Genomic DNA, 20454 nt, shown 5'->3' with positions numbered 1-20454 from the left:
AGCGTTCGCATTTTGGTAGGGCTTATGAGAACCCTGGCGGTATCATAATCGTATAAAATTCAGGCCGATAAGGTTTTAATCGGATATCTGCCGGAAGGGTGGATTAGAGACGATGCGCGTGCTCATTATTGAAGACGACAGCGAAGCAGCCAGCTTTCTCGTAAAGGCGTTGAAGGAAAGCGGGCACTCCGCCGACTGGGCAGAGGATGGCGAGACCGGGCTCGAAATGGCCCGTGAAGGCGGCTATGATGTTCTGATTGTTGATCGAATGCTGCCGAAACTCGATGGTCTAACAATCATCAAAACCTTGCGTGAAGAAGGAAAGCAAACTCCAGTCCTCGTGCTTTCCGCGTTGGGCGCTGTCGATGACCGCATCAAGGGCTTGAAAGCCGGCGGAGACGATTATCTCACGAAGCCTTATGCCTACGCTGAACTGCTAGCGCGAGTTGAAGCGCTCTCTCGGCGAACCGTGCCTGAAGAGCAAGTCACGCGTTATGCGGTCGCGGATCTGGTGCTTGATCGTTTATCGCATCGCGTAACCCGTGGAGGTGAAGCCATACAACTTCAACCTCGCGAATACCGTTTACTTGAGTATCTCATGAAGCACGCTGGGCAAGTCGTAACGCGGACTATGCTTCTTGAAAATGTCTGGGACTATCATTTCGATCCGCAGACGAACGTGATCGATGTGCACGTGTCCCGGCTTCGGGCCAAGATTGATAAAAGCTTCGATCGGCCGCTGCTGCATACGGTGCGCGGCGCTGGGTATGTGATCCGTGACGGTAGCGAATAAGCGGACAACAACAGCTTTCTATACGACCGTCTTCGGTGTCACGGCGGCGGCTGTGGTCGCGTTTCTTGTCGTCGCGGCACTCGTTGTTGCCGGTCTTGTGTGGCAGACGAACAAAGTGCTGAGCGAACAGGTTTTGCGGACACTTTCGTCTGAGGCGCAGGTCTTAAGTGCGACGGAGGCGACGGGGGGGCTGGATGCTATCACGCGGGCGATCAATGTTCGCTCTGAGTTAAATCAATCCAATCTCTACTATCTGACGGACGCTACGGGTTCCAAACTCGCGGGCAATCTTTCTCGTTTGCCGTCCGAATTGGCCGATGGGATGACGGGTGGGGTTTTCGACTACACCTCGAATGGCAAAAAGGGAGGATCGGAGCGGATTGCCGCTGGTCTTCCCGTAAGGTTGAGCGGCGGCGGTCTTTTGATTGTCGCGCGTGACATTGAGGATCAGCGGGCGTTGGCGGCCCGCATCCGTATCTTGGCGCTCATTGGCTTTGGCTGCCTTGGCGTTGGTGGTTTGGTTCTGGGTCTGGTGATTGGGAAGAGCGTTCTGTCGCGTGTTGAAGGGATGCGCCAGGCGAGCCGTGCCATTATGGCCGGAGACCTTGCCCAGCGATTGCCCCGCTCGCATACGGGAGATGAACTTGATCGTCTCGCCGAGAGCTTTAACACGATGCTGTCTCGAATTGAGCAGCTAATGACGGGCTTCCGCGAGGTCTCAGATAACATTGCTCATGACCTGAAGACGCCTTTGAACCGACTTCGCAACCGCGCAGAAGCGACGTTGCGAGATGCCACGACGAGTCAGGAATTGCAGGATGGTCTGGGACAGACTATCGAAGCGGCTGACGAGATTATCAAAACCTTCGACGCATTGCTTCTGATTGCGCGGTTGGAGGCCGGCGCCGTATCTTCCACTTTGGAGCCTGTTGATATTGGCGCACTGATACGGGATGCGGTGGAGCTCTATGAGCCTGTGGCGGATGATGCCGGGCTGGCACTGACGTCCAAGGTTGAGCATGACGTGAAGCTCAATGCCAACCGCCGGTTAGTCGCTCAGGCAATAGCTAATCTCATCGACAATGCCATCAAGTATTCCTCCCGACGCAGCCGTGTTGATGGCGACAACCGGCTGGCTGGTCACGTGGAGGTTAACGTACGCCGTTGTGGCGGCAATCGCGTCGAAATTAGCGTGAGTGATGACGGACCAGGGATTGAAGCTGTTGATCGGCAGCGCGTTGTCGAACGCTTCGTGAGGCTGGAGGAGAGCCGCACAGCACCGGGAACGGGGCTTGGGCTGAGCCTCGTATCTGCAGTTGCGCGGCTACATGGCGGTGCTATCCGTCTCGAAGACAACAAACCTGGCCTGCGTGCCGTTGTGGATTTACCTGCCGGTCCCTGATACCTCGATAGCGAAGTCCATAACGCTCGGGCATCGAAAACGGGCGAGGATGCGGAGCGATGAGATGGGACTAACAGATCACGAAGCGAGCGGCGCTCTCTATACGCGCATAGCGGAAACTCCTTATGCATCATCTCCAGAGCGCTGGAGGGGTGAAGTCGCAGATTTGCGGGCTTCTGCGGAAGCAGCGGGCTTTGAAAGCGCGACCATCAGCCAAATTCTGTCGGCCCCAAAAACTGAACAACTTCTGATCGGCACGTTTTGCGGCTCCCCCTACTTGTTTGGGCTAGCGCGTCGTGATCCTGCCCGCCTCTTTCGGGTTCTGGCGACGAACCCGGAAGATTTGTTCGAAACACTTAAAGTGCGTTTGGAGAAGTCGACTCAGGCTGCGACAGAGGCCGGCGATCAAGCGGCCATCATGCGTGCGGTTCGCGAATTTAAAAGCGAGGTAGCGTTGCTGACTGCGCTGGCCGACCTGGGTGGCGTGTGGTCGGTCATGACAGTGACGCGGACTTTGAGTGAAACGGCGGATGCTGCTCTGCGTGCGAGCGTCCGCTATCTCTTTGCCCGTGCGATTGCGAAGGGAGACTGGCTTGCATCGGAGGAGGGGGCAGAAGGCGTAGACGGATCCGGTTACATCGTGCTGGGAATGGGAAAGTACGGTGCCGACGAGCTGAACTATTCCAGCGATATTGATCTTATCGTCTTTTTCGACCGGGATCGCGCACGGCTCCGCGAAGGTGTCGAAGCGCAGACGTTTTTTGTGCGGCTGACACGCGAGCTGGTGAAGCTGATCCAGGAGCATACGGCGGACGGCTACGTCTTCCGGACAGATCTCCGATTACGGCCCGATGCTGGGGCGACGCAGTTGGCCATGTCGACCGATGCGGCAATGGCCTACTACGAAAGCTTCGGGCAAAATTGGGAGCGGGCAGCATTAATTAAGGCGCGTGCCGTGGCGGGTGATTTGCGTGCCGGCGAGGCGCTCTTGCGGGAGCTGCAACCCTTTATCTGGCGCAAGTACCTTGACTTCGCAGCTATCGCGGATGTGCATGCGATGAAGCGGCAGATCCACGCCTTCAAGGGCTTCGGCAAGATCGGTGTGGCTGGGCATAACATCAAGGTTGGTCGCGGCGGCATTCGCGAGATTGAGTTTTTCGCTCAGACGCAACAACTCATCGCCGGTGGGCGTCAGCGAGACCTTCGTTCAAGACGAACCCTCGATACCCTAGCTACGTTGGCTGAGCGTGGCTGGATTCGAGAAGACGTTCGGGATGATTTGGTGCAGGCCTATTGTTTTCTGCGGCGTATCGAGCATCGACTTCAGATGGTGGCAGATGAGCAAACGCAGCTGCTGCCAGATGATCCTGAGAGACTCGAGAGCTTGGCCCTGTTCAGTGGGTATGAAAACGTTGAGCAGTTTTCCCTGGCACTGAAAGCCGTGTTCGAAAAGGTCCAGGCACATTACGCTGCGCTCTTTGAGGATATGCCGGAGCTTACGAAACGTGGCTCCAATATGGTTTTTGCGGGGGGAGAGGACGACCCGGAAACAGTAGCGACATTAAAAGCCATGGGGTTCTCTCAGCCGTCTACCGTGATTGCCATGGTGAGGGGCTGGCATCATGGCCGTTATCCTGCAGTACGGTCTCCGCGATCACAGGAACGGTTGACGGAGGTTCAGCCGCTGCTGATCGAAGCGCTTGCTGCGACTGTGGATCCGGATGCGGCGATCGCGACGTTTGATCGGTTCCTCTCACAACTTCCGACAGGCGTGCAGCTATTTTCATTGCTACGCGCACATCCCGGGTTGATGCAACTTGTTGCGCACATTATGGGCTCGGCGCCTCGGTTGGCAGGCGTGTTATCGCGGCGGCGGCGTTTGCTCGATGCGGTGCTCGATCCGCGTACCTATGATACGCGCCCCTCTGCGGCGGAGCTCGACGAAATCATTGCGACGGAGATTGCGGCTGCTCCAGATTTTCAAGGCGTGCTCGATGCTTCGCGCATTGTCGGGAATGAACAGGGCTTTCTGATTGGCGTACGTGTTCTGTCCGGGACGATCGATGCCAGTCAGGCTGGCGGCGCTTATGCGCTTGTTGCCGAACGTCTCATTGCGGCGCTTTTAACAGCCGCGCGTGATGAGCTTGCCCGTGTGAACGGTCAAATTGCCGGAGGCGAGGTGGCTGTCATTGCCATGGGTAAGCTTGGCAGTCGTGAGATGACTGCTGCTTCTGACCTCGATCTGATTGTCGTGTATGATTTTGTTCCGGGTGTTGAGGAATCGAATGGTGAGCGACCTCTCTCGCCGTCGCAGTACTATGCGCGTCTGACGCAGCGATTGATCAGTGCGCTTTCGGCTCCGACGGCGGAAGGCAAACTCTATGACGTGGACATGCGCTTGCGGCCGTCAGGTCAGCAAGGACCGGTCGCGACGAAGATTTCGAGTTTCGTCAACTATCAGACCGAAGAGGCGTGGACGTGGGAGCATATGGCTCTCACGCGCGCACGGGTCGTGGCGGCGACCGGTGACCTCGGCGAACGGGTCACCACGTCAATCCGTGATGTGTTGGTTCGCCCGCGTGATCGGAGCAAGATTGCCAGTGATGTCCGTGAGATGCGTGAGCGTATTTTTGCGGAGAAGGGGGCGACTAATATCTGGAATCTTAAGCACGTGCGTGGCGGGCTTGTGGACCTCGAATTCATCGCTCAGTTTCTGCAACTTGTCTCGGCGGGCCAGAATCCGGAAGTGCTTGATCAAACTACCTACACGTCTCTGGAACGGCTGCGCGATGCCGGTTTCCTCACGGCTGGACAGGCTGATGTCCTTTTGCCGGCAACACGACTCATTCACGATCTCACTCAAATTTTACGTATTTGTACGGATGGCAATTTTGATCGTGATACCGCCCCGCTCGGCTTGAAGGAACTCCTGGCGCGGGCAGGGGATGCTCCCAGTTTTATTATGCTGGAAGAACACCTTACGGTGACCTTGGCCGCCGTGGCCGATATGTTCGAGGAGATTGTTCGTTAAATTTTTTCTGCGCTGCGACGGAATACACTCACTCCTTGCGTTCTTGCTGTCATGAGGGTCACGCCTGGGCCTTTAAATCTGCGTGATGCGCAAGGAGGTTGAAGACTTATGCGAAAAACTTTGATGCTGACAGCTGGTGTTCTGACGATCATGGGCGCTGTTACAGCAGGAGCAATGGCTCGAGGTGACTTTGAGCATCACGGTAAACATCATGGGTTTCATGGCAAGCATGGATATCACCATGATGGCGATTGGGGGCGCGGAGGTCACGGCAAGGGTCATCACCGACTTCATCGCAAACTCGCCAAGCTTAAGAAGCTCGATGCCGATGGTGATGGCGTCGTAACTCTGGAAGAGTTCCTGAAACCAAGCGAAGAGCGCTTTGCTGAGCTCGATACAGATGGCAAGGGCAGCCTGACCGGTGAACAGCTGGTGGCGCGTCAACAGGCGCAGTTGGACTACCGCATCAAGCGTATGCTGAAGCGCTATGATACTGACGGCGATGGAAAGATCTCGAAAGAAGAATTCCGAAAGCCTGCGCAGGACCGTTTTGCCGAGCGCGACTTTAACGGCGATGGGAAGATCACCGATGATGAACTTCCCCCCCGATTTGGACGGAGCGATCGGCACCGTGCTGACGATGTTGAGGACGCCGACGATCGCCAGGCTGAGGCTTCCGACGATGGTGACCGCGAAGAAGGGCGCGAGCATAAGGGCAAACGTTACCACGAAGGACGTTGGCATCGTGGGGATCACCATGGCGGTAAAGGGTGGCGCGGACGCCAGGCGCGAGATCTAGACCGTGTTCTCGAACGGGTAGACAGACGGTTTGCGCGCATGGACAAGAACGATGACGGTGTGATCGATCAGGATGAGATCGGTGGCCGTGGAGCGGAGCGGATAGCCTATAAGCAAAAGCTTCGCATGCACGTTCTTGACGCCAACAAAGATGGAAGTGTGAGCAAGGACGAATACCTTGCCAAGACTAAGTCACGTTTTTCGATGATGGATCTCAACGGCGACGGTAAGGTGACCGTTGATGATCTCCCGCCGCGTGCTGCGCGGTACTGGGAGGCCAAGGCGGATGCCAAAGACCAGAAGTAATGGCTGGCATTCGGAGGTCATGACGTGTTGGCACGTCAAAGACATTTGAGGTTCAGCGTGGCGGCAAAGTCCGTCCTGCCCGGATCTGGAAGCGGTTCCGGGCAGGAGTTCGAAACGCAAAGGCCGTTGGGGGTCGATACTGACGCGTCATTGGGGGCGGTGCCTCTCGACGACGACCGTGTTCTTATGGCGCGGCTGATTGAAGGTGATGACGGCGCTTTTCGTGGCCTCATTGATCGTCACTTAAGAGCTGTCGTTGGTTTGGCTCGACGGTTGTTGGGTGACACTGCCGAAGCTGAAGATGTCGCCCAAGAGGCGATGTTGCGTCTGTGGCGTACGGCAGACCGAATTGAAGTCGGCGCCAATGGCGTTCGTGGATGGCTATTTCGTGTGGCGCGCAATTTGTGCATCGACCGTCAGCGTACCAATCACAGACTGAGAGTCGTGGAGGAGGTGCCCGAGGAAATCGAACCGCCGCGACAGTTGGATGGATTAGAGGCGGCTGACGTGAGTGCATGCGTCGAACAAGCGATGCAAGAATTGCCAGAACGGCAAAGGACCGCGCTTTTACTGTTTCACCACGAGGGACTCAGTCTCATCGAGATTGGGAAAGAAATGGGGACTTCATCGGAAGCTGTCGAATCTCTGCTGGCGCGGGGACGGCGGGGACTGAAAGGCAAACTTGCCGGTGTTTGGCGGCAACTGCTGGATATAGAGCCTGAAGGGCTCGAAGAATGAGCGTCGGAAGGAAGACATGACGAGCGAACAGAACAGACAGCGCGACATGGAGCGACTGCGGTATTTGCTCGAAGTTTATGGAGGCGACCGCGATCGCTGGCCCGCGCGCGAACGATTGAGCGTGGCAGCGTTTTTGGCTGAGGACGCAGCGGCTCAACGATTGCTGAGGGAGGCTTGCGTCCTCGATGATGTAATCATGAACTGTCAATTGCCATCGGGACGATCCGATTCAATGCGCCTGAATGATCTGGGTGACCGGATCATGGCGCGCGCGCTTGCTGAAAAGAGGCAGGCGGCTTCGTTCAGGCAGACACTACCGAACGTCAGGTCCTATCAGTCGGTCCGCGCCCGGTTGTGGCAGGCCGCGACCCTTATGGCGGCTTGCCTCGTCACGGGCATTATGGTCGGGCAAAGCGGCTTGGTTGCGTCACCCGTTGAGCAAACGTCGGAAGTTAGCAGTCTTGATGAGGAGACATTTACGACTTCGTTGGCCGACGATGGCTTCGTTATTTTCGCCGAGGAAGATAAAATATGAGCGATCAAGGCAGCTCTGGCTCAGGATCAGCGCAGCAAGCTGGCAGGAGAGGCTGGCTGTGGTGGGCGTTTGTGGTGTCTTTGTCGCTGAATCTCCTCGTAGCGGGCTTTTTTATCGGCGCAAAGATTTCACACCATGGGTGGCGACCGTGGAAGGATCACGGGGTCAGTGGCTTTGCGCATCGGCTGGAGGGCGAACGTCAACAGCTCTTTCGCGAACTTGCTCAATCCTACAAGGAGCACTGGCGATCGTTTCGTAGGGATATTCGCAACAGGCAAGTCGAAGCTGTTCAGCTTTTGAAGGCCGATCCATTCGATAGAGAGAAGTTTGTCTCCGCCTTGAACGAGATTCTCGCGGAAAGGGTGACGGCCCGGCGCTCGTTGTCGGAGCAGTTTCTAACCATGATCGACAAGATGACGCCGGAAGAGCGTCGTGCTTATGCTGAATGGTATGAGGAGTGGCGCGGGTCTCGGAAGCGTTGAGCTCAGGAATTCTGTGCGACTGATGGGCTATTAAGATAATCAAAGAAGTCCGACTGTGCGGCGCGGTCAAGCTGCGTAATGGCCCGCCAACATCCCTTGCTACTTTGGGTATCGAGACGCACGCCGTTAATGTCGAAGAGTGCGCGCGCGAGATGGATCGACAGAGTGTCGCTTAAGCGTTCATGCGAACTATACGCGCGTACATCAAGATACGTGATACTACGCTCCGGTGTCGCGGTGACCTCGACCCGGCTATCTTTGGCTGCGTGGCTGACGGCTTCTTCGAACAGGTTGATGATGGCTTGGCGCAGTGCGCGGGGATCTCCCAATATTTCCAGATCAGCTGGTGCCTTCAGATGAAGCTGAACATTGCGTGCACGCGCGGTCGGCTCAATGAAATGCCATGCATCTTCTAGAAGTGGTTTGATCGCCAGACGGTTGCTCACTGCGCCATTTCCCAAGCGGATGCATGACAGTGCGGCCGTTATAGCGAGCGTGTCTTCCGTGGATTTGAGCAATGCCTGACCGCTGTCGCGGATATGGCTGACGTATTCGCGATAAAGGGGGCGGCCGAGGGGGCCGTGCAATTCCGCCTTCATAAGCTCAGAAAAGCCTAGCACCGCATTAAGTGGTGTCCGTAGTTCATGACTCAAGCGCGCGCACAGGCCAGCCCAGGCATCGGCGTCGTTCGCCGGAGCTATCTTATCGATAAGGCTTTCATTTGGATAACAGCTTGAGGCTGGGCTTGATAAAGGAGCTCCAGTCGTAAAGTTGAGCGTCAGCGGATCAAAAGGCGCTTCTTGAACGGGAAATGGGGCCGCCTGGATCGACGCGGCAGGATCAGCCGCCTGGTTTTCGTCAGTCTGATTGTTCGCAACGAAGGAGCAATCGCGTACCCACTCCGACGTCACCAACGAAACTACCGCGCCGATGATAGCCAAGGTCGCGAGAATTGGAGCTGTGGTGACGTGGGCAAATGCTGCCGTGATCAAGACTATGCGCAAGGCAAGGCCTGAAAAACGCAAAACACATCGTGCGAGCTGATGGGACACCGTGGGGCGGTCGACGTCAGAGTGAGTCACTCGCCTCATCGCGAAAGACACAAGTCTCCCGTGAGGGCGGACAGACACCGTCCACGCCATTCGCATGCCCCGCCATATTTGTAAATTGCCGCCCCCGCCCCCGCTGACAAACTCGGTACTGCCTGCCACGCGAATCGCTATTTCAGTTCACCTCATTAGGGTGTCACTGTCGAGGAGATTAATTCAATTCGCGTCCTGTTATGACGATGACGTTATTCATCGAGGATTCGAAGCACAATCTCATGTACATCCCGAGAGGGGTCGGGATGTTTCGTAATTTTTGTCAATGCGTTACGGGCGAGTTTTCGACGTTTTGGTTCAAGTGCGCGCCAGCTCCGCATGGCATTGAGAAGACGCGCGGCGATTTGCGGATTGAAGCGATCGATAGCGAGGATTTGCTCGACTAAGAATTCGTAGCCTTTGCCGTCTGGTCGGTTGAACTGAACGGGGTTCATCAGGGCGAAATTGCCGATCAGCGCGCGCACTTTGTTGGGAGCGGTAATGTCGAAGCGCTCATGCCGCGTGAGTGCACGAACAACGTCAAGGGCGTTGTTGCGCGGCGATTGGGCCTGCGCCACGAACCAAGTGTCAATGACAACATGGTCTTCGTGCCAGCGTTGATAGAAATGGTCGAGCGCTGTGCGCCGCTGGGGTGAGTTGCTGGCGGCGAGCAAGTTGAGTGCGTGCGCGGCCTCGGTCATATTTGAGGCGTTAAAATATTGGTCGGCGGTTCGGTTTATTGCCGTTTTTGAGCCCAGAGACGCGAGCAGCTGCAGGGCGGCATTGCGGGCGGCGCGTTTGCCGGCGTTTGCGGCATCCGGTGAGAACGGTCCGCTCTCCTTCAACGTGTCATGGATGGCCGCAAGCTGGTCTTCCAGCCGACGTGCAATCAACCGTGTGAGTTGACGATGAGCGCGATAAATGAACGTGTGATCGACGTTCTGTCCTATCTCGGTTGCGACATCGCTTTGTGATGGTAGCCGCATCAACTCGGCTCGGAAGGCCCAATCGAGGTTATCGTCGACAAGGGCAGCGCTAAGCGCTTTGGCAAAGCCAGTGCCACGCGAGGATCTTTTGCCGCGTGAGAGAGCCTCAACCATCGCCACCATCGTGCGCATTGCGTATGTATTGGCGGCCTGCCAGCGGTTGAAGGCGTCACTATCGTTGGCGAGCAGAAAAGCTAGGTCTTTTTCGCTGAGTTCAACTTCCAGGTGGACAGGCGCTGAAAATTCTCGAAGGACCGACGGGACCGGGCGCGCCGGGACGTCAGTGAAGGTGATCGTTTGGCTGGGTTGGCGGAGATGTATGATGTCGTCCTGCAGGGCGTCTCCTGCATCCGTCGTCAGCGGCAGATCGTGGCCATCCGGACCCAGCAGGCCAATGCGAACCGGGATGTGCATCGGGTTCTTTTGTTGCTGCCCCGGTGTTTGCGGGGTCGTTTGCTTCAGGGTTAGGGAGTAGGTCTGCGCACGTTTATCGTAGGATGTGCGGCATTCCACATGCGGCGTGCCAGATTGCGAATACCAAAGAGCGAACTGCGAAAGATCGCGCCCCGAGACCTCCGCGAAGCATTCCAAAAACTGTTCGATGGTTGCGGCTTCTCCATCGTGCCGCTCAAAGTAGAGGTCCATCCCGGAACGGAAAGCCTCGGCGCCGAGGATCGTCGCGATCATGCGTACGATTTCGGCACCTTTTTCGTAAACCGTTGCCGTGTAGAAGTTGTTGATTTCGATATAGCTTTCCGGTCGGACAGGGTGTGCCAGAGGACCGGAATCTTCAGGAAATTGATGGGCCTTTAGCTGGCGAACGTCCGATATTCGTTGGACGACACGTGAACGCTCGTCGGCGGAGAATTCCTGATCACGGTAGACGGTGAGACCTTCCTTTAAACAGAGCTGGAACCAATCGCGGCAGGTAATGCGGTTGCCGGTCCAGTTGTGGAAGTATTCGTGCGCAACGACGCTTTCGATAGCTTCGAATGTCGTGTCCGTCGCGGTTTCTGGTGATGCGAGTACAAGTCGGTCATTGAAAATATTTAGCCCCTTGTTCTCCATCGCGCCCATGTTGAAGTCGGATACGGCGACGATATTGAAGACCTCGAGATCGTACTCACGGCCGAAACGTTTTTCGTCCCAACGCATTGAGCGTTTCAGTGAGTCCATGGCCCATGCAGCGCGCTCCTCCTTGCCGTGTTCGACGTAGATCGTCAGCCCGACATCGCTACCGCTTGCGGTCTTGAAATCTGCCGCGATTGACGACAAGTCGCCAGCGACCAGCGCAAATAGGTAGCAGGGCTTGGGATGCGGATCATGCCACACGGCGTAATGACGTTCGCCGCGATCAGAGGTGCCGCGTTCCAGGCGGTTTCCATTGGATAGCAGGACCGGTGCTTCTTTCGGATCGGCCTCCAGTCTAACTGTGTAGGTCGAGAGCACATCAGGGCGGTCCAGGAAGTACGTTATGCGCCGGAAGCCTTGGGCTTCGCATTGTGTGCAGAAAACGCCACGCGAGCGATAGAGGCCCTGAAGGGATTTGTTCTGGCTCGGATCGATCGTCGTATGGATCTCAAGCGTAAAGGGTTTGATCGGCGTTTCGGGAATAGTCAGCGACGTCTTGGTTAGCCGGTACTGCGAACGGGTGAGCGTGTTCCCGTCCAGGATCACGGCATCGAGTTTAAGGTTTTCACCGTCGAGGATTAGGGGCGCATTGTGAACCTGAGATTTTGGGTTGTGTCGTACCTTGAGACGCGAACGAACCTTCGTCGCTGCTGCATCGAGTTTAAAGTCGAGATTGACGCTCTTGATCAGGAAATTTGGAGGACGGTAATCGCGCAGGTAGATGGGGCGCGGTGTGTCTGTTTTCATTTTATGTTCCGGCAGCGCTGGATCGGGGGCGTGGAGCTGCGGCATACGCCCAGAATGTCTATGATTTCGTTTTCTTTCGAGGGTTCTGGTGAGAGGATTGCCCATGCGGGCTCGTAGAGCAAGGGTGGCGTGAGCGCTCGCAGGCCCAGTACACAGACTGTCTGCTTAAAGGCTTGATCTGAATGTCGGATGACACGGTCGTTCGAGGGTTAGGTCCCGTACGCTGGAGGAGGGCAAAGGACACGCAAGCTTGATGGCCGGATGGTGTATCGAAGTGGAGCTTTAAAACTCTCGACTTCGCCATCGTTCGTCAGGCGCACAGAGCGCCGAGGCATCCGGATTGTAAATTCAGTTGCGGATATTTTTTCAACCTCAGGATCGCTTTTCCATAGTCCGAGCATTGCACGTACCACAGCGACGGATAAGGCTGCTCCGTTTTTATGCCGTGCTGCGTATAAGGTCAGGTAGCCTCGGTCCATTGCTGTTTTTGTGAGCATCAGGCTTGGAACTTCGTCGTATTCATTGCTGGTTACCACAACCGATAACGCACGCATGCGATGCCGTTCACCGTCCTTATCGACGGCGATAGAGATCATGCGTGTGCTAGCTAGCATCTGTCGCAGGATGCGAATGTATCCTTGCAAGCGTTCAAGGGCCGCTTTGCCGCGCAGATGTTGACGTTGTTCGGCGAACCCCGTTGGAAGCCCAAACATCGAATTGCAGAGGAAGATTTGGCCGTTGACGGCGGCGACGTCTATGGGAACGGAGTGCCCCTCTGCGAGCGTATTCAGTGCAGCGTCGATCTCGAGCGGGAGGTTCAGATCCCGTGCAAATCTGTTCATGGTGCCGAGGGGGAGCACTCCGAGCGCCTTATTGGTCCCGATCAGGTGTTCGGCGGCTGAACGGACAGAGCCGTCACCGCCGCCTATAATAAGTGCGTCGATATCTCCTTGCGCGGCCGCCGAGATCGCGCCGACAAGCTTTTCCGGTTCGACGCACTCCACGCGTGTTTCATGCCCGCCATCGCGAAACGCTTGTGCAACTTTTTTTTCGATATCACGGGGCGATAGGTCGAGTGCGGTTCCGGCTCGGCAATTTACGATTGTATGGGTACGCATGGCTTATGAACGTCTACCTTCGTTCGGACGTTCCAGTGCCGTGTTACTGATGAGTGACGGCGTGTGTGGAACCATGATGCTCAAGCCTATAGATAGGCCATTGGTTCGACATCAAGCGTGCGAATGGCAGGAGGTGGAGTAGAGAATGGCCGACGATCAAGGAGCAGCGCCCAGGAGCACTGTTGAGCGCCGTAATCTTCTCCGGCGTTTGGCGTCCGTTCGGCAAATCGAGAAGCTGCCGATGTTCTTTCTTGCGTCGCTGGCTGTGCTGACCTTTGTGTTCGTGCAGATTGCAGCCCTCGTCTTTAGTGGAAATTCGCGCAACTTTGACGAATGGTTGCTTCGCGCCATGCGCGCCCCTGGCGACAATGGTGGGCCAATTGGACCCGCTTGGCTTGAGGGGACCGTGCGTGACTTCACAGCGTTGGGAAGTACCGGCGTTGTCGTCCTCATCGTTGTTATCTCGGCGTTGTTTCTGCTCATAACGCGAAAGGGGCACTCCGCGCTTTATGTGGTTTTGGCAGTCGTGGGCGGGACGCTGTTGAATAACCTCTTGAAGATCGGTTTTGGGCGACCGCGTCCTGATATCATCACGCATGGCACAGAGGTTCATACGCTTAGTTTTCCTTCCGGGCATTCGATGATGTCGGCGGTCGTTTATCTAACGTTGGGCATGTTGCTGGCGCGCTCCCAGCCCGACCCGAGGGTGAAGATTTTCATCTTTTCTGTCTGTGTCCTTCTGACATTGATGATTGGACTGAGCCGGATTTATCTTGGCGTTCACTGGCCAACGGATGTGTTGGCCGGCTGGACCCTCGGGGCGGGATGGGCGCTGTTGTGTTGGATGCTGATGCTGTGGCTGCAGGGCCAGGGTCAGGTCGAGAGTGACCGTTGAGTGGAATGTGCCGCCCTTGCCAAGTGACGCGATAAGCGTCGGGCCGTAAAGGCCGCACCAATTGAAAACCTCATCACAGGCCCAAAGGTGTTGGCTGAGATTGGGCCAATGAAATAGAGGCCTGGAATGGACGATTCGAAGTTGGCCGAAAGCCTGGGCGTTGGGCCTATCCGGTCTAGATTGTCGATGATGTCGGGCGCAATGAAGGGAAGTCTGGATACGTCTTGCCGATAACCTGTGGCCGCAATGACGTGGTCGACAGTGATGGCTTTTTCCCGACCACTTATGTCTGAAAGCTGGAGCCGTATCTTCCCGAGCGCTTCATGAGCGTGGCGCAGGTCGTGACCGAGTAGGCGGGGGACCTGCGCCATCCGTTCTTTCATGAACCAGCCGCCTGCCGGCCCGAGAAACTCCTTGACGGTGCGTAGCCGGACTTGGTCGGGAAGGTACCGAAAGGCCCACGGCATATCGGTGCATGCGCGGTTTTGCCAGCCGGGGCCTATTCCCGACATGGGGCGATATAATCTTTCAAGCAGAGGGCGATGGAGCGGCTCGTCCAAGCCAAACTCGATAGTAGATTTACGTGCGATGAGCAGGGGCTTGGCGCCCGCTTCTTGCAGCAGCACCGCGGAATCTATGGCTGATGATCCAGCGCCGATTACAGCGACGTGTTTATCCTTGAAGATGGAAAGATCGTGGTGTTCCGCACAATGCGTGACCAGTTCCTGTGGTAGTCCGCTCAGTTCGCCCGGTGTGTTGCGGAAATAATCGAGGCCGATGCCAATGACCACGTTGCGGGACGTGAATGATTGTCCGTTTGCTAGCTCAAGGATGAAGCCCTGATGGTGGCGCTTTACGCGGATGACGGTCGTTTCTTCGACGTTGGGGACGAGGGCTTTTTGGAATGCCAAGCCGTAAGCCGTGAATGTTTCTAGCTTAACGGGGAGCCCAACGTCTTCGAAGGCTATGCCGTGGTCCTCGCAGTAACGACGTATCGTGAAGCTCTGGTCGGGATCATAGAGCGTTGAGGAAAAACCCGTTGACTTGAGCTGCATGCCTTTCGGCATATTGTCGCGCCAGGATTTCATTGGTGTGCCGATGATGCGGAAATCCGTTCCCAGTCCGTGTAAGTGAGCAGCAACAGACAGACCGAAGGGGCCGGCTCCGATGATCGTCACCGGCACCGGCTTCGGCGCGGGGCCATGTTTGCTCAAGGCTTTCCGCGTGACCGCGTTGCGGGTGGGGGGGGCGGGTGTTGTCGTCTCTATGTTTTGAGTGCTCATCGCAATATGCCTTCAATATAAAATGTTTTGTGCCCTAATAATTTCGTCAGGCAGATGAAATCGCTCGTGCTTATTTGGCGGATTTTATTTGTTTGATCATTGCTATATGAGGAATCCGATCCTCGATGTAGGGCGCGCCGACGGCAACAAATCCAAATGAGGCGTAGAAATCTTTCAAATAGGCCTGTGAGGATATTTTTATTGGGATGTCACTGTTTTCGTTCTCAAAACGATCAAAATACTTTTCAACGAGCAGTCGTCCCAGGCCGCGGCCGCGCATCTTGTGGGTGACGACCACGCGACCAAAGCTTGCGTAGCCTGGCGCAAAGAGATCGGGTGGTAGAGCCCGAAGATAAGCAACCACCTTTTTATTCAAGAGCCCGAGCAGATGCAGGGACTGCGCGTCCCTGTCGTCAATATCCGCGTATGGAACGCCCTGTTCTACGATGAATATTTCTTGCCTGAGGCGCAGTACGGCATAGAGCTGCTGTGCTTGTAGGTCCTCAAATTGGGACCAGCTCCACGTGATCGCGTGGGGGCATATGTGGCACTTCTCGCGTGCATCGGCTTTCGTGTCAGAAGAATTCGTGCATGGCGATATGGTTTCGGCACCCTTGCACGTTGGTTCGGATGCGGGTGAGATCGGCATGCCGCTTTCTGGCGGTTTCGCCGGGAGGGCTGAGTATAACATTGATCTCTCGTTTAGCGTTTCGGGAGGGTGCACGGTGCGAGATCGTCTAAGCAGCCGGCGTATTGCCGTTGCCGTAAAGTAGATCGGCAGTGTTGGCGTATTCAGTTTCGCGCGTCGTCTGGAAGGCCATGTTTATGACGCTGCGTCGCGCACCCTCTGCTGTGATTGGGACAACCCGATGCAGATTTAGGTCGGCGCGAAGCAGATAGGCGTCGCCGGCTTTATGATGGAGCCTTTCGACGAGGCTATTCTCCTCAGCCCATGCGATGAGATCCGTGATGTTTTGGTCCGCCTGACGCTTTTTGCGGCGGCACAAATCTGACCAGTTTGGGATTATTTCCACTTCGCCGCCTTGGCCGGGATCGGGAGTTTCCGCGAAGATGACGAGCGCATATGGAGGATCATCCAAATGCCAGCCGTGTGTGTCGCCACTGCTTTGGAGGAAATTGGCGACCATGAATTCTTCGGGGTGGATACAGGAGAATATCGGACGGCCCGAAATTGCCTCGACGCACGCCCGCAGCGCGGTGTGGTGATACAGCCGGTAGAGAAAACGGGAATGTTCTTTGATCGCGCGGCCGCCAAGGACGGAGAGATTTCTCGGGGAGAGGTATCCCGGCATTTCAAAAGTTCGGCGGCTGGCTGTCGCTTCGAGACGCCGCAACTCGGCTTGCAGGAAGTGCAACGCTGCTGGGGTGAGGAAGTCCGGCAGTTTTACGTAGCCGCCTCGTAAAAACTGCTCGTGCATGTCTGCTAATGTGCTTGGCTCGAAATCCTTCGACATCGTCAGGTCAAATAGGGCTTCGGTCCAATCCAGAGTTCCTGATTGGTTTTGTTCCATCCCATGGCCTTCGAGAGCTAGGTGCATCGCTTGTCTCCCCTTAATTGTTCTTGGGTGCCGCTTTGTCCTTTGGACGTGATTGGTCGTCCTGCAAGTCGCGTTGCCATGCAGGTGGACTTTACGTTCTTTCAAGTGGCTTGGTGAGTTCTGTGCAGATGAGTTCTCTAAAGTGTAAAAAACATTTGTTTATTCTCTGAACAACGTAGAAAACTGTTTTAAAAAAAACAACTTCGAAATGCGATCGAACTATAGACATGCGCTTTGGATTGAGTCAATGATCGACAAATCTAAAAAACAATATTTTGCTTTTTTAAATTTTCGCAGCTGGTGTTGGTTTGTTGTTTTCTATTGAGGGGTTTCATTTTTATGCGAGAGCACATTATTCCAGTCGTCGATGTGGGTTTGTTGCGCGATCGAGATCCGTTGGGGTCCCGTGAAGCCGCGCGTCAGATCGGGCAGGCCTGTAAAGACATCGGTTTTTTCTACGTGCGGAATCACGGCATCGCCGACGGTGTGATATCCGATACCTTCCGTCAGGCTGAGGCCTTCTTCTCGTTGCCGCTTGCTGAGAAGATGAAGTTCTCCATGGAGCGCCATAGCCGTTGCTTTCGAGGATATGCGCCCGTCCTCTCGGAATTGGCGGATGGCAAACGCAATTCCTACGAGCTCATGGAATTCAGTGTCGAATTTGATGACGAACACCCCGACGTGGTCGCCGGAAAGCCGATGCATGGCCCCAATCTTTGGCCATCCTTACCCGGCTATCGCGCGGCTATTATGCGATATGTGGCAAGTATGAATGAGTTGGGCTTTGACCTGATGCGCGGCATTGCCATGAGCTTATCGCTACCGGAAGACTTCTTTTACGACGCATTCAACGAGCGCTCGTTCTGGCAGTTTCGGACGACGCATTATCCTGAACCTCAGTCCGTGCGGCAGATGGCCGAGGATGCGCCGCAGAGCGGACCTGTCTCGGAAATCGAGATTGGGGATTACAGCTGTGGTGCTCACACTGATTATGGGTGCTTGACGATCTTGCTTGCGAACAATCCTGGCCTTCAGGTGCGCAACCGTGATGGGGAGTGGTTCGACGCGCCGGCAATTCCTGGGGCCTATATCTGCAATATCGGGGATATGCTGCAATACTGGACAGGCAATTTGTTTGTGGCGACGTTGCATCGTGTTTTGACGAACCAATCGCGCATATCGTTGCCCTTCTTTTTTCAGCCCGACTACGAAACGGTCGTGCAACCCTTCGGTGGCGTAACGGATATCCGACTTGAGGATTTTCCGCCGCTCAAATACGGACCTTATGCCTTCGAAAAATACAAAGGCATTTATCCCAACTGTTGCGTTGCTTAACGGTCGTCGGTGATCAAATGGACAAAGCGGCATTGAAGGGCGCGCTGCTGCCTCACGACCGGCGCGCGATGCGTTTCATCTCCAAATATCGCACGAAGATCTATGCTGGCCTCGGCGGGTTGGCGTTATCGCTGCTCGTCGTGGGGGCTTTAAATCTGCCCTTCATGGTGGCGCTTCTGCTTGTGTTCGCGCCGGTTGGGTTGGCGTTCGTGCTGCCGAGGTATGTGACGCTGATCTGTGCGGTTGAGGATGACTTCAATCAGAGAACAGCGCTGGTCACGCCAGCGCGGCTGGTGCGATTCCTGTTCCATGTCCCGATCGTCTTTAGCGTGCTCGCGATTGCTCATGCAGCTCGCGGTGACGCATGGGCAGGATGGAGTGTTGCATTCGCGTTGACGGCTGGAGCTGCCGGGTTGCACGCGGTTGCTGCCACGTTTGCTTATCGTGGTTATGGCGATCGGATCAGCAACAGCATCCTGGCAATCTCAGCAATTATTTGGCTTGTCGTCACGGCCGAAGGGCATTGGAGCTTGTGGGTTCTGACGGTGTTTCTTGGAGTGCTCTTTGGCCTGGATACGGCAAGAGGGCTTCTTTCTGACCTGAGGTCCCGCCTTTTTCCGAGACGAGGGATCGGGGTGTTTTTCGGTTCCTTCAACCCGGTCCACAAGATGCATTTGGCGCTTTTGAGCAACCTTCTGGCGGACCGTCAGCTGAACAAGATTTACGTGCATGCCACGACGATTCCGAAGCTGCATCGTGTGGCTCTGGCGCGTGGAGAAATTGCAGTTTGTGAACGTGCTGGCGTTAGGGAATACCGTGCTTCGCATTTTGCGGATACGGGCAAGAACTACTTCCCGACCGGCAACTGGTTTTATGACTATGAATTGCGGTTGGAGCTTTTGAAGGCTGCAATAAGCGACGCGGGTCTGAATGGACGTGTCGAAGTTCTCAACCTGCCGGATCTTTATGAAAAATCGGGTTTTGCAGGTGTGCTTGGCCGTATCAAGTCGCTGCACAAGGGCCAGCCTGTACATGGTTTGCATGGCAGTGATCCCGGCGGCATGTGGGTTCGCAATATCTTTGATAGCAGCGGCTGGATCTACCCTTGTCCGATTGTCCGTACGGGCGTCGTGTCGGCTACGGCAATTCGCGCCGGAGCAATCGGCTTGACGTCAGTCACGGTCGAGAAATTTCTGGCGGCGAAGCGGCGCGGGGAAGACTTTGTTTTCCCGTCCGGCTACGTCTTCCGAAACCGGTGAGGGGGCAGCGATGACCCGAGGCGCGACCGGTGCTTTTCACCCTTTGTCTGTTACGCGAGAGAAGGGCAATCCGATGCGCGCTTGCGAGTGGGGGCTGCTCGTTGGGCTATCCATGCTGTGGGGAAGCGCGTTCTTCTTTACTGCCATTGCCATTCATGAATTGCCGACATTCCTCATCGTGTTTTTGCGCGTTGCCCTGGCGGCGGCGTTGCTGTGGCTGGCACTGAGCATGATGGGATTGCGCCTGCCGCGAGAGGCTGAGGCATGGAGAAGTTTTTTCGTATTGGGGCTGCTCACGAACGTTCTGCCGTTTTGCCTGGTCGCGTGGGGGCAGCTTCGGGTTGCGTCCTTTGTTGCCTCGATCCTGAATGCGGCCGCGCCTTTCGCCACGCTCTTACTGGGTCACTTCTGGACCGGAGAGGAGCGGTTGTCGGCTCACAAAGTGTTGGGACTTGTGGTGGGGACGACGGGAATTGTCGTCCTGCTGAGCGGAGGGTGGCATGTCGGCGTTTCACTCGCAGATGCGTTGGCGTATCTGGCGTGCCTGGGTGCGGCCATCTGTTATGCGCTGGCTGCCGTTGTAGGTCGGTTCAGGCGGTTTGGAGAGCCTCCGATCGTTCGCGCCGCGGGCCAGCTTGTTGCGGCATCCGTTCTGCTGCTTCCGGCTGTTGTCATCTCTGACAACCTTTTCGGGTTGAGGCTGCCGAGTTGGTCAGTGGTTGGCTCGGTTCTCGCGTTGGCGGTGTTATCGACCGCGTTGGCTTATATTGTCTATTTTAAACTTCTGAGGACCGCTGGCGCGACTAATCTTCTTCTTGTGACATTTCTTATTCCGATAAGCGCTATGTTTTTTGGGATTGTACTTCTGGGAGATTCTATTGGTGCTCGTGAAACTTGTGGGTTGATTTTGGTAGGTGTTGGACTTTTGGCTATTGATGGTCGTGTGTTTTGTTTTCTTGTCGGCAAGTGATCTG

17 protein-coding genes are annotated in these 20454 nt (G+C 55.7%); 11 read left to right on the top strand and 6 right to left on the bottom strand.

Annotation, left to right across the window (positions count from 1 at the left end; all coding sequences use genetic code 11):
* Positions 1 to 112: 112 nt before the first annotated feature.
* From YBN1229_RS15750 to YBN1229_RS15720, 7 genes are all read left to right on the top strand, one after another.
* Positions 113 to 793 carry a response regulator transcription factor gene (locus tag YBN1229_RS15750; RefSeq protein ID WP_046478377.1) on the top strand — a complete coding sequence of 227 codons (681 nt, stop codon included), beginning with the start codon at positions 113 to 115 and terminating at the stop codon, positions 791 to 793.
* The gene (locus YBN1229_RS15745) at positions 777 to 2195 is read left to right on the top strand and encodes a HAMP domain-containing sensor histidine kinase (protein ID WP_046478378.1); all 1419 of its coding nucleotides are present in this window, start codon (positions 777 to 779) and stop codon (positions 2193 to 2195) included. Before YBN1229_RS15750 ends, YBN1229_RS15745 begins: the two co-directional genes overlap by 17 nt.
* A gap of 64 nt (positions 2196 to 2259) precedes the next feature.
* Complete coding sequence (locus YBN1229_RS15740) at positions 2260 to 5226, top strand: bifunctional [glutamine synthetase] adenylyltransferase/[glutamine synthetase]-adenylyl-L-tyrosine phosphorylase (protein ID WP_152024990.1); 2967 nt, start codon at positions 2260 to 2262, stop codon at positions 5224 to 5226.
* Between the two features lie 108 nt (positions 5227 to 5334).
* Entirely contained in the window at positions 5335 to 6330 is a 996-nt protein-coding gene (locus YBN1229_RS15735; RefSeq protein WP_052744007.1) for an EF-hand domain-containing protein, read from the top strand.
* A 57-nt stretch (positions 6331 to 6387) separates the two neighbouring features.
* Entirely contained in the window at positions 6388 to 7068 is a 681-nt protein-coding gene (locus YBN1229_RS15730) for a sigma-70 family RNA polymerase sigma factor (RefSeq protein WP_244464908.1), read from the top strand.
* Between the two features lie 16 nt (positions 7069 to 7084).
* On the top strand, positions 7085 to 7603 hold the full coding sequence (locus tag YBN1229_RS15725) for a hypothetical protein (protein WP_046478380.1): 519 nt from the start codon (positions 7085 to 7087) through the stop codon (positions 7601 to 7603).
* The gene (locus YBN1229_RS15720; protein WP_052744006.1) at positions 7600 to 8085 is read left to right on the top strand and encodes a periplasmic heavy metal sensor; all 486 of its coding nucleotides are present in this window, start codon (positions 7600 to 7602) and stop codon (positions 8083 to 8085) included. Before YBN1229_RS15725 ends, YBN1229_RS15720 begins: the two co-directional genes overlap by 4 nt.
* A gap of 2 nt (positions 8086 to 8087) precedes the next feature.
* Here YBN1229_RS15720 and YBN1229_RS15715 read toward each other — a convergent pair whose 3' ends face one another.
* From YBN1229_RS15715 to YBN1229_RS15705, 3 genes are all read right to left on the bottom strand, one after another.
* On the bottom strand, positions 8088 to 9167 hold the full coding sequence (locus YBN1229_RS15715) for a sensor histidine kinase (protein WP_244466777.1): 1080 nt from the start codon (positions 9165 to 9167) through the stop codon (positions 8088 to 8090).
* 212 nt (positions 9168 to 9379) lie between these two features.
* A complete protein-coding gene (gene pepN / locus YBN1229_RS15710) occupies positions 9380 to 12031 on the bottom strand; it encodes an aminopeptidase N (protein ID WP_046480328.1) in 2652 nt (883 codons plus the stop codon).
* Between the two features lie 209 nt (positions 12032 to 12240).
* The gene (locus YBN1229_RS15705; RefSeq protein WP_052744004.1) at positions 12241 to 13149 is read right to left on the bottom strand and encodes a diacylglycerol/lipid kinase family protein; all 909 of its coding nucleotides are present in this window, start codon (positions 13147 to 13149) and stop codon (positions 12241 to 12243) included.
* Positions 13150 to 13294: 145 nt separating this feature from the next.
* On the opposite strand from YBN1229_RS15705, the gene YBN1229_RS15700 reads away from it, so the two are divergent.
* Complete coding sequence (locus YBN1229_RS15700; protein WP_046478381.1) at positions 13295 to 14044, top strand: phosphatase PAP2 family protein; 750 nt, start codon at positions 13295 to 13297, stop codon at positions 14042 to 14044.
* Here the strand turns inward: YBN1229_RS15700 and YBN1229_RS15695 are convergent.
* The 3 genes from YBN1229_RS15695 to YBN1229_RS15685 all read right to left on the bottom strand — a co-directional run bounded on the left by YBN1229_RS15695 (position 14023) and on the right by YBN1229_RS15685 (position 16886).
* Positions 14023 to 15327 carry an NAD(P)-binding domain-containing protein gene (locus YBN1229_RS15695; protein WP_082101171.1) on the bottom strand — a complete coding sequence of 435 codons (1305 nt, stop codon included), beginning with the start codon at positions 15325 to 15327 and terminating at the stop codon, positions 14023 to 14025. The two genes, YBN1229_RS15700 and YBN1229_RS15695, sit on opposite strands and share 22 nt — an antisense overlap.
* A 70-nt stretch (positions 15328 to 15397) precedes the next feature.
* Positions 15398 to 16018: a GNAT family N-acetyltransferase gene (locus YBN1229_RS15690; protein WP_052744003.1), complete on the bottom strand. Its 621-nt coding sequence runs from the start codon at positions 16016 to 16018 to the stop codon at positions 15398 to 15400.
* A 46-nt stretch (positions 16019 to 16064) separates the two neighbouring features.
* Positions 16065 to 16886 carry a HalD/BesD family halogenase gene (locus YBN1229_RS15685; protein ID WP_046500930.1) on the bottom strand — a complete coding sequence of 274 codons (822 nt, stop codon included), beginning with the start codon at positions 16884 to 16886 and terminating at the stop codon, positions 16065 to 16067.
* 339 nt (positions 16887 to 17225) lie between these two features.
* On the opposite strand from YBN1229_RS15685, the gene YBN1229_RS15680 reads away from it, so the two are divergent.
* From YBN1229_RS15680 to YBN1229_RS15670, 3 genes are read left to right on the top strand one after another with little or no spacing between them, the layout of a single operon-like run.
* The gene (locus YBN1229_RS15680) at positions 17226 to 18221 is read left to right on the top strand and encodes an isopenicillin N synthase family dioxygenase (RefSeq protein WP_052744002.1); all 996 of its coding nucleotides are present in this window, start codon (positions 17226 to 17228) and stop codon (positions 18219 to 18221) included.
* Between the two features lie 17 nt (positions 18222 to 18238).
* On the top strand, positions 18239 to 19480 hold the full coding sequence (locus YBN1229_RS15675) for a hypothetical protein (protein ID WP_152024992.1): 1242 nt from the start codon (positions 18239 to 18241) through the stop codon (positions 19478 to 19480).
* A gap of 10 nt (positions 19481 to 19490) precedes the next feature.
* Entirely contained in the window at positions 19491 to 20450 is a 960-nt protein-coding gene (locus tag YBN1229_RS15670) for a DMT family transporter (protein ID WP_197540859.1), read from the top strand.
* The last annotated feature ends 4 nt before the right edge of the window (positions 20451 to 20454 follow it).

It is taken from the genome of Candidatus Filomicrobium marinum (assembly GCF_000981545.1).
Lineage (GTDB): Bacteria > Pseudomonadota > Alphaproteobacteria > Rhizobiales > Hyphomicrobiaceae > Filomicrobium > Filomicrobium insigne.
This window is presented reverse-complemented; position numbering and strand designations above follow the sequence as displayed.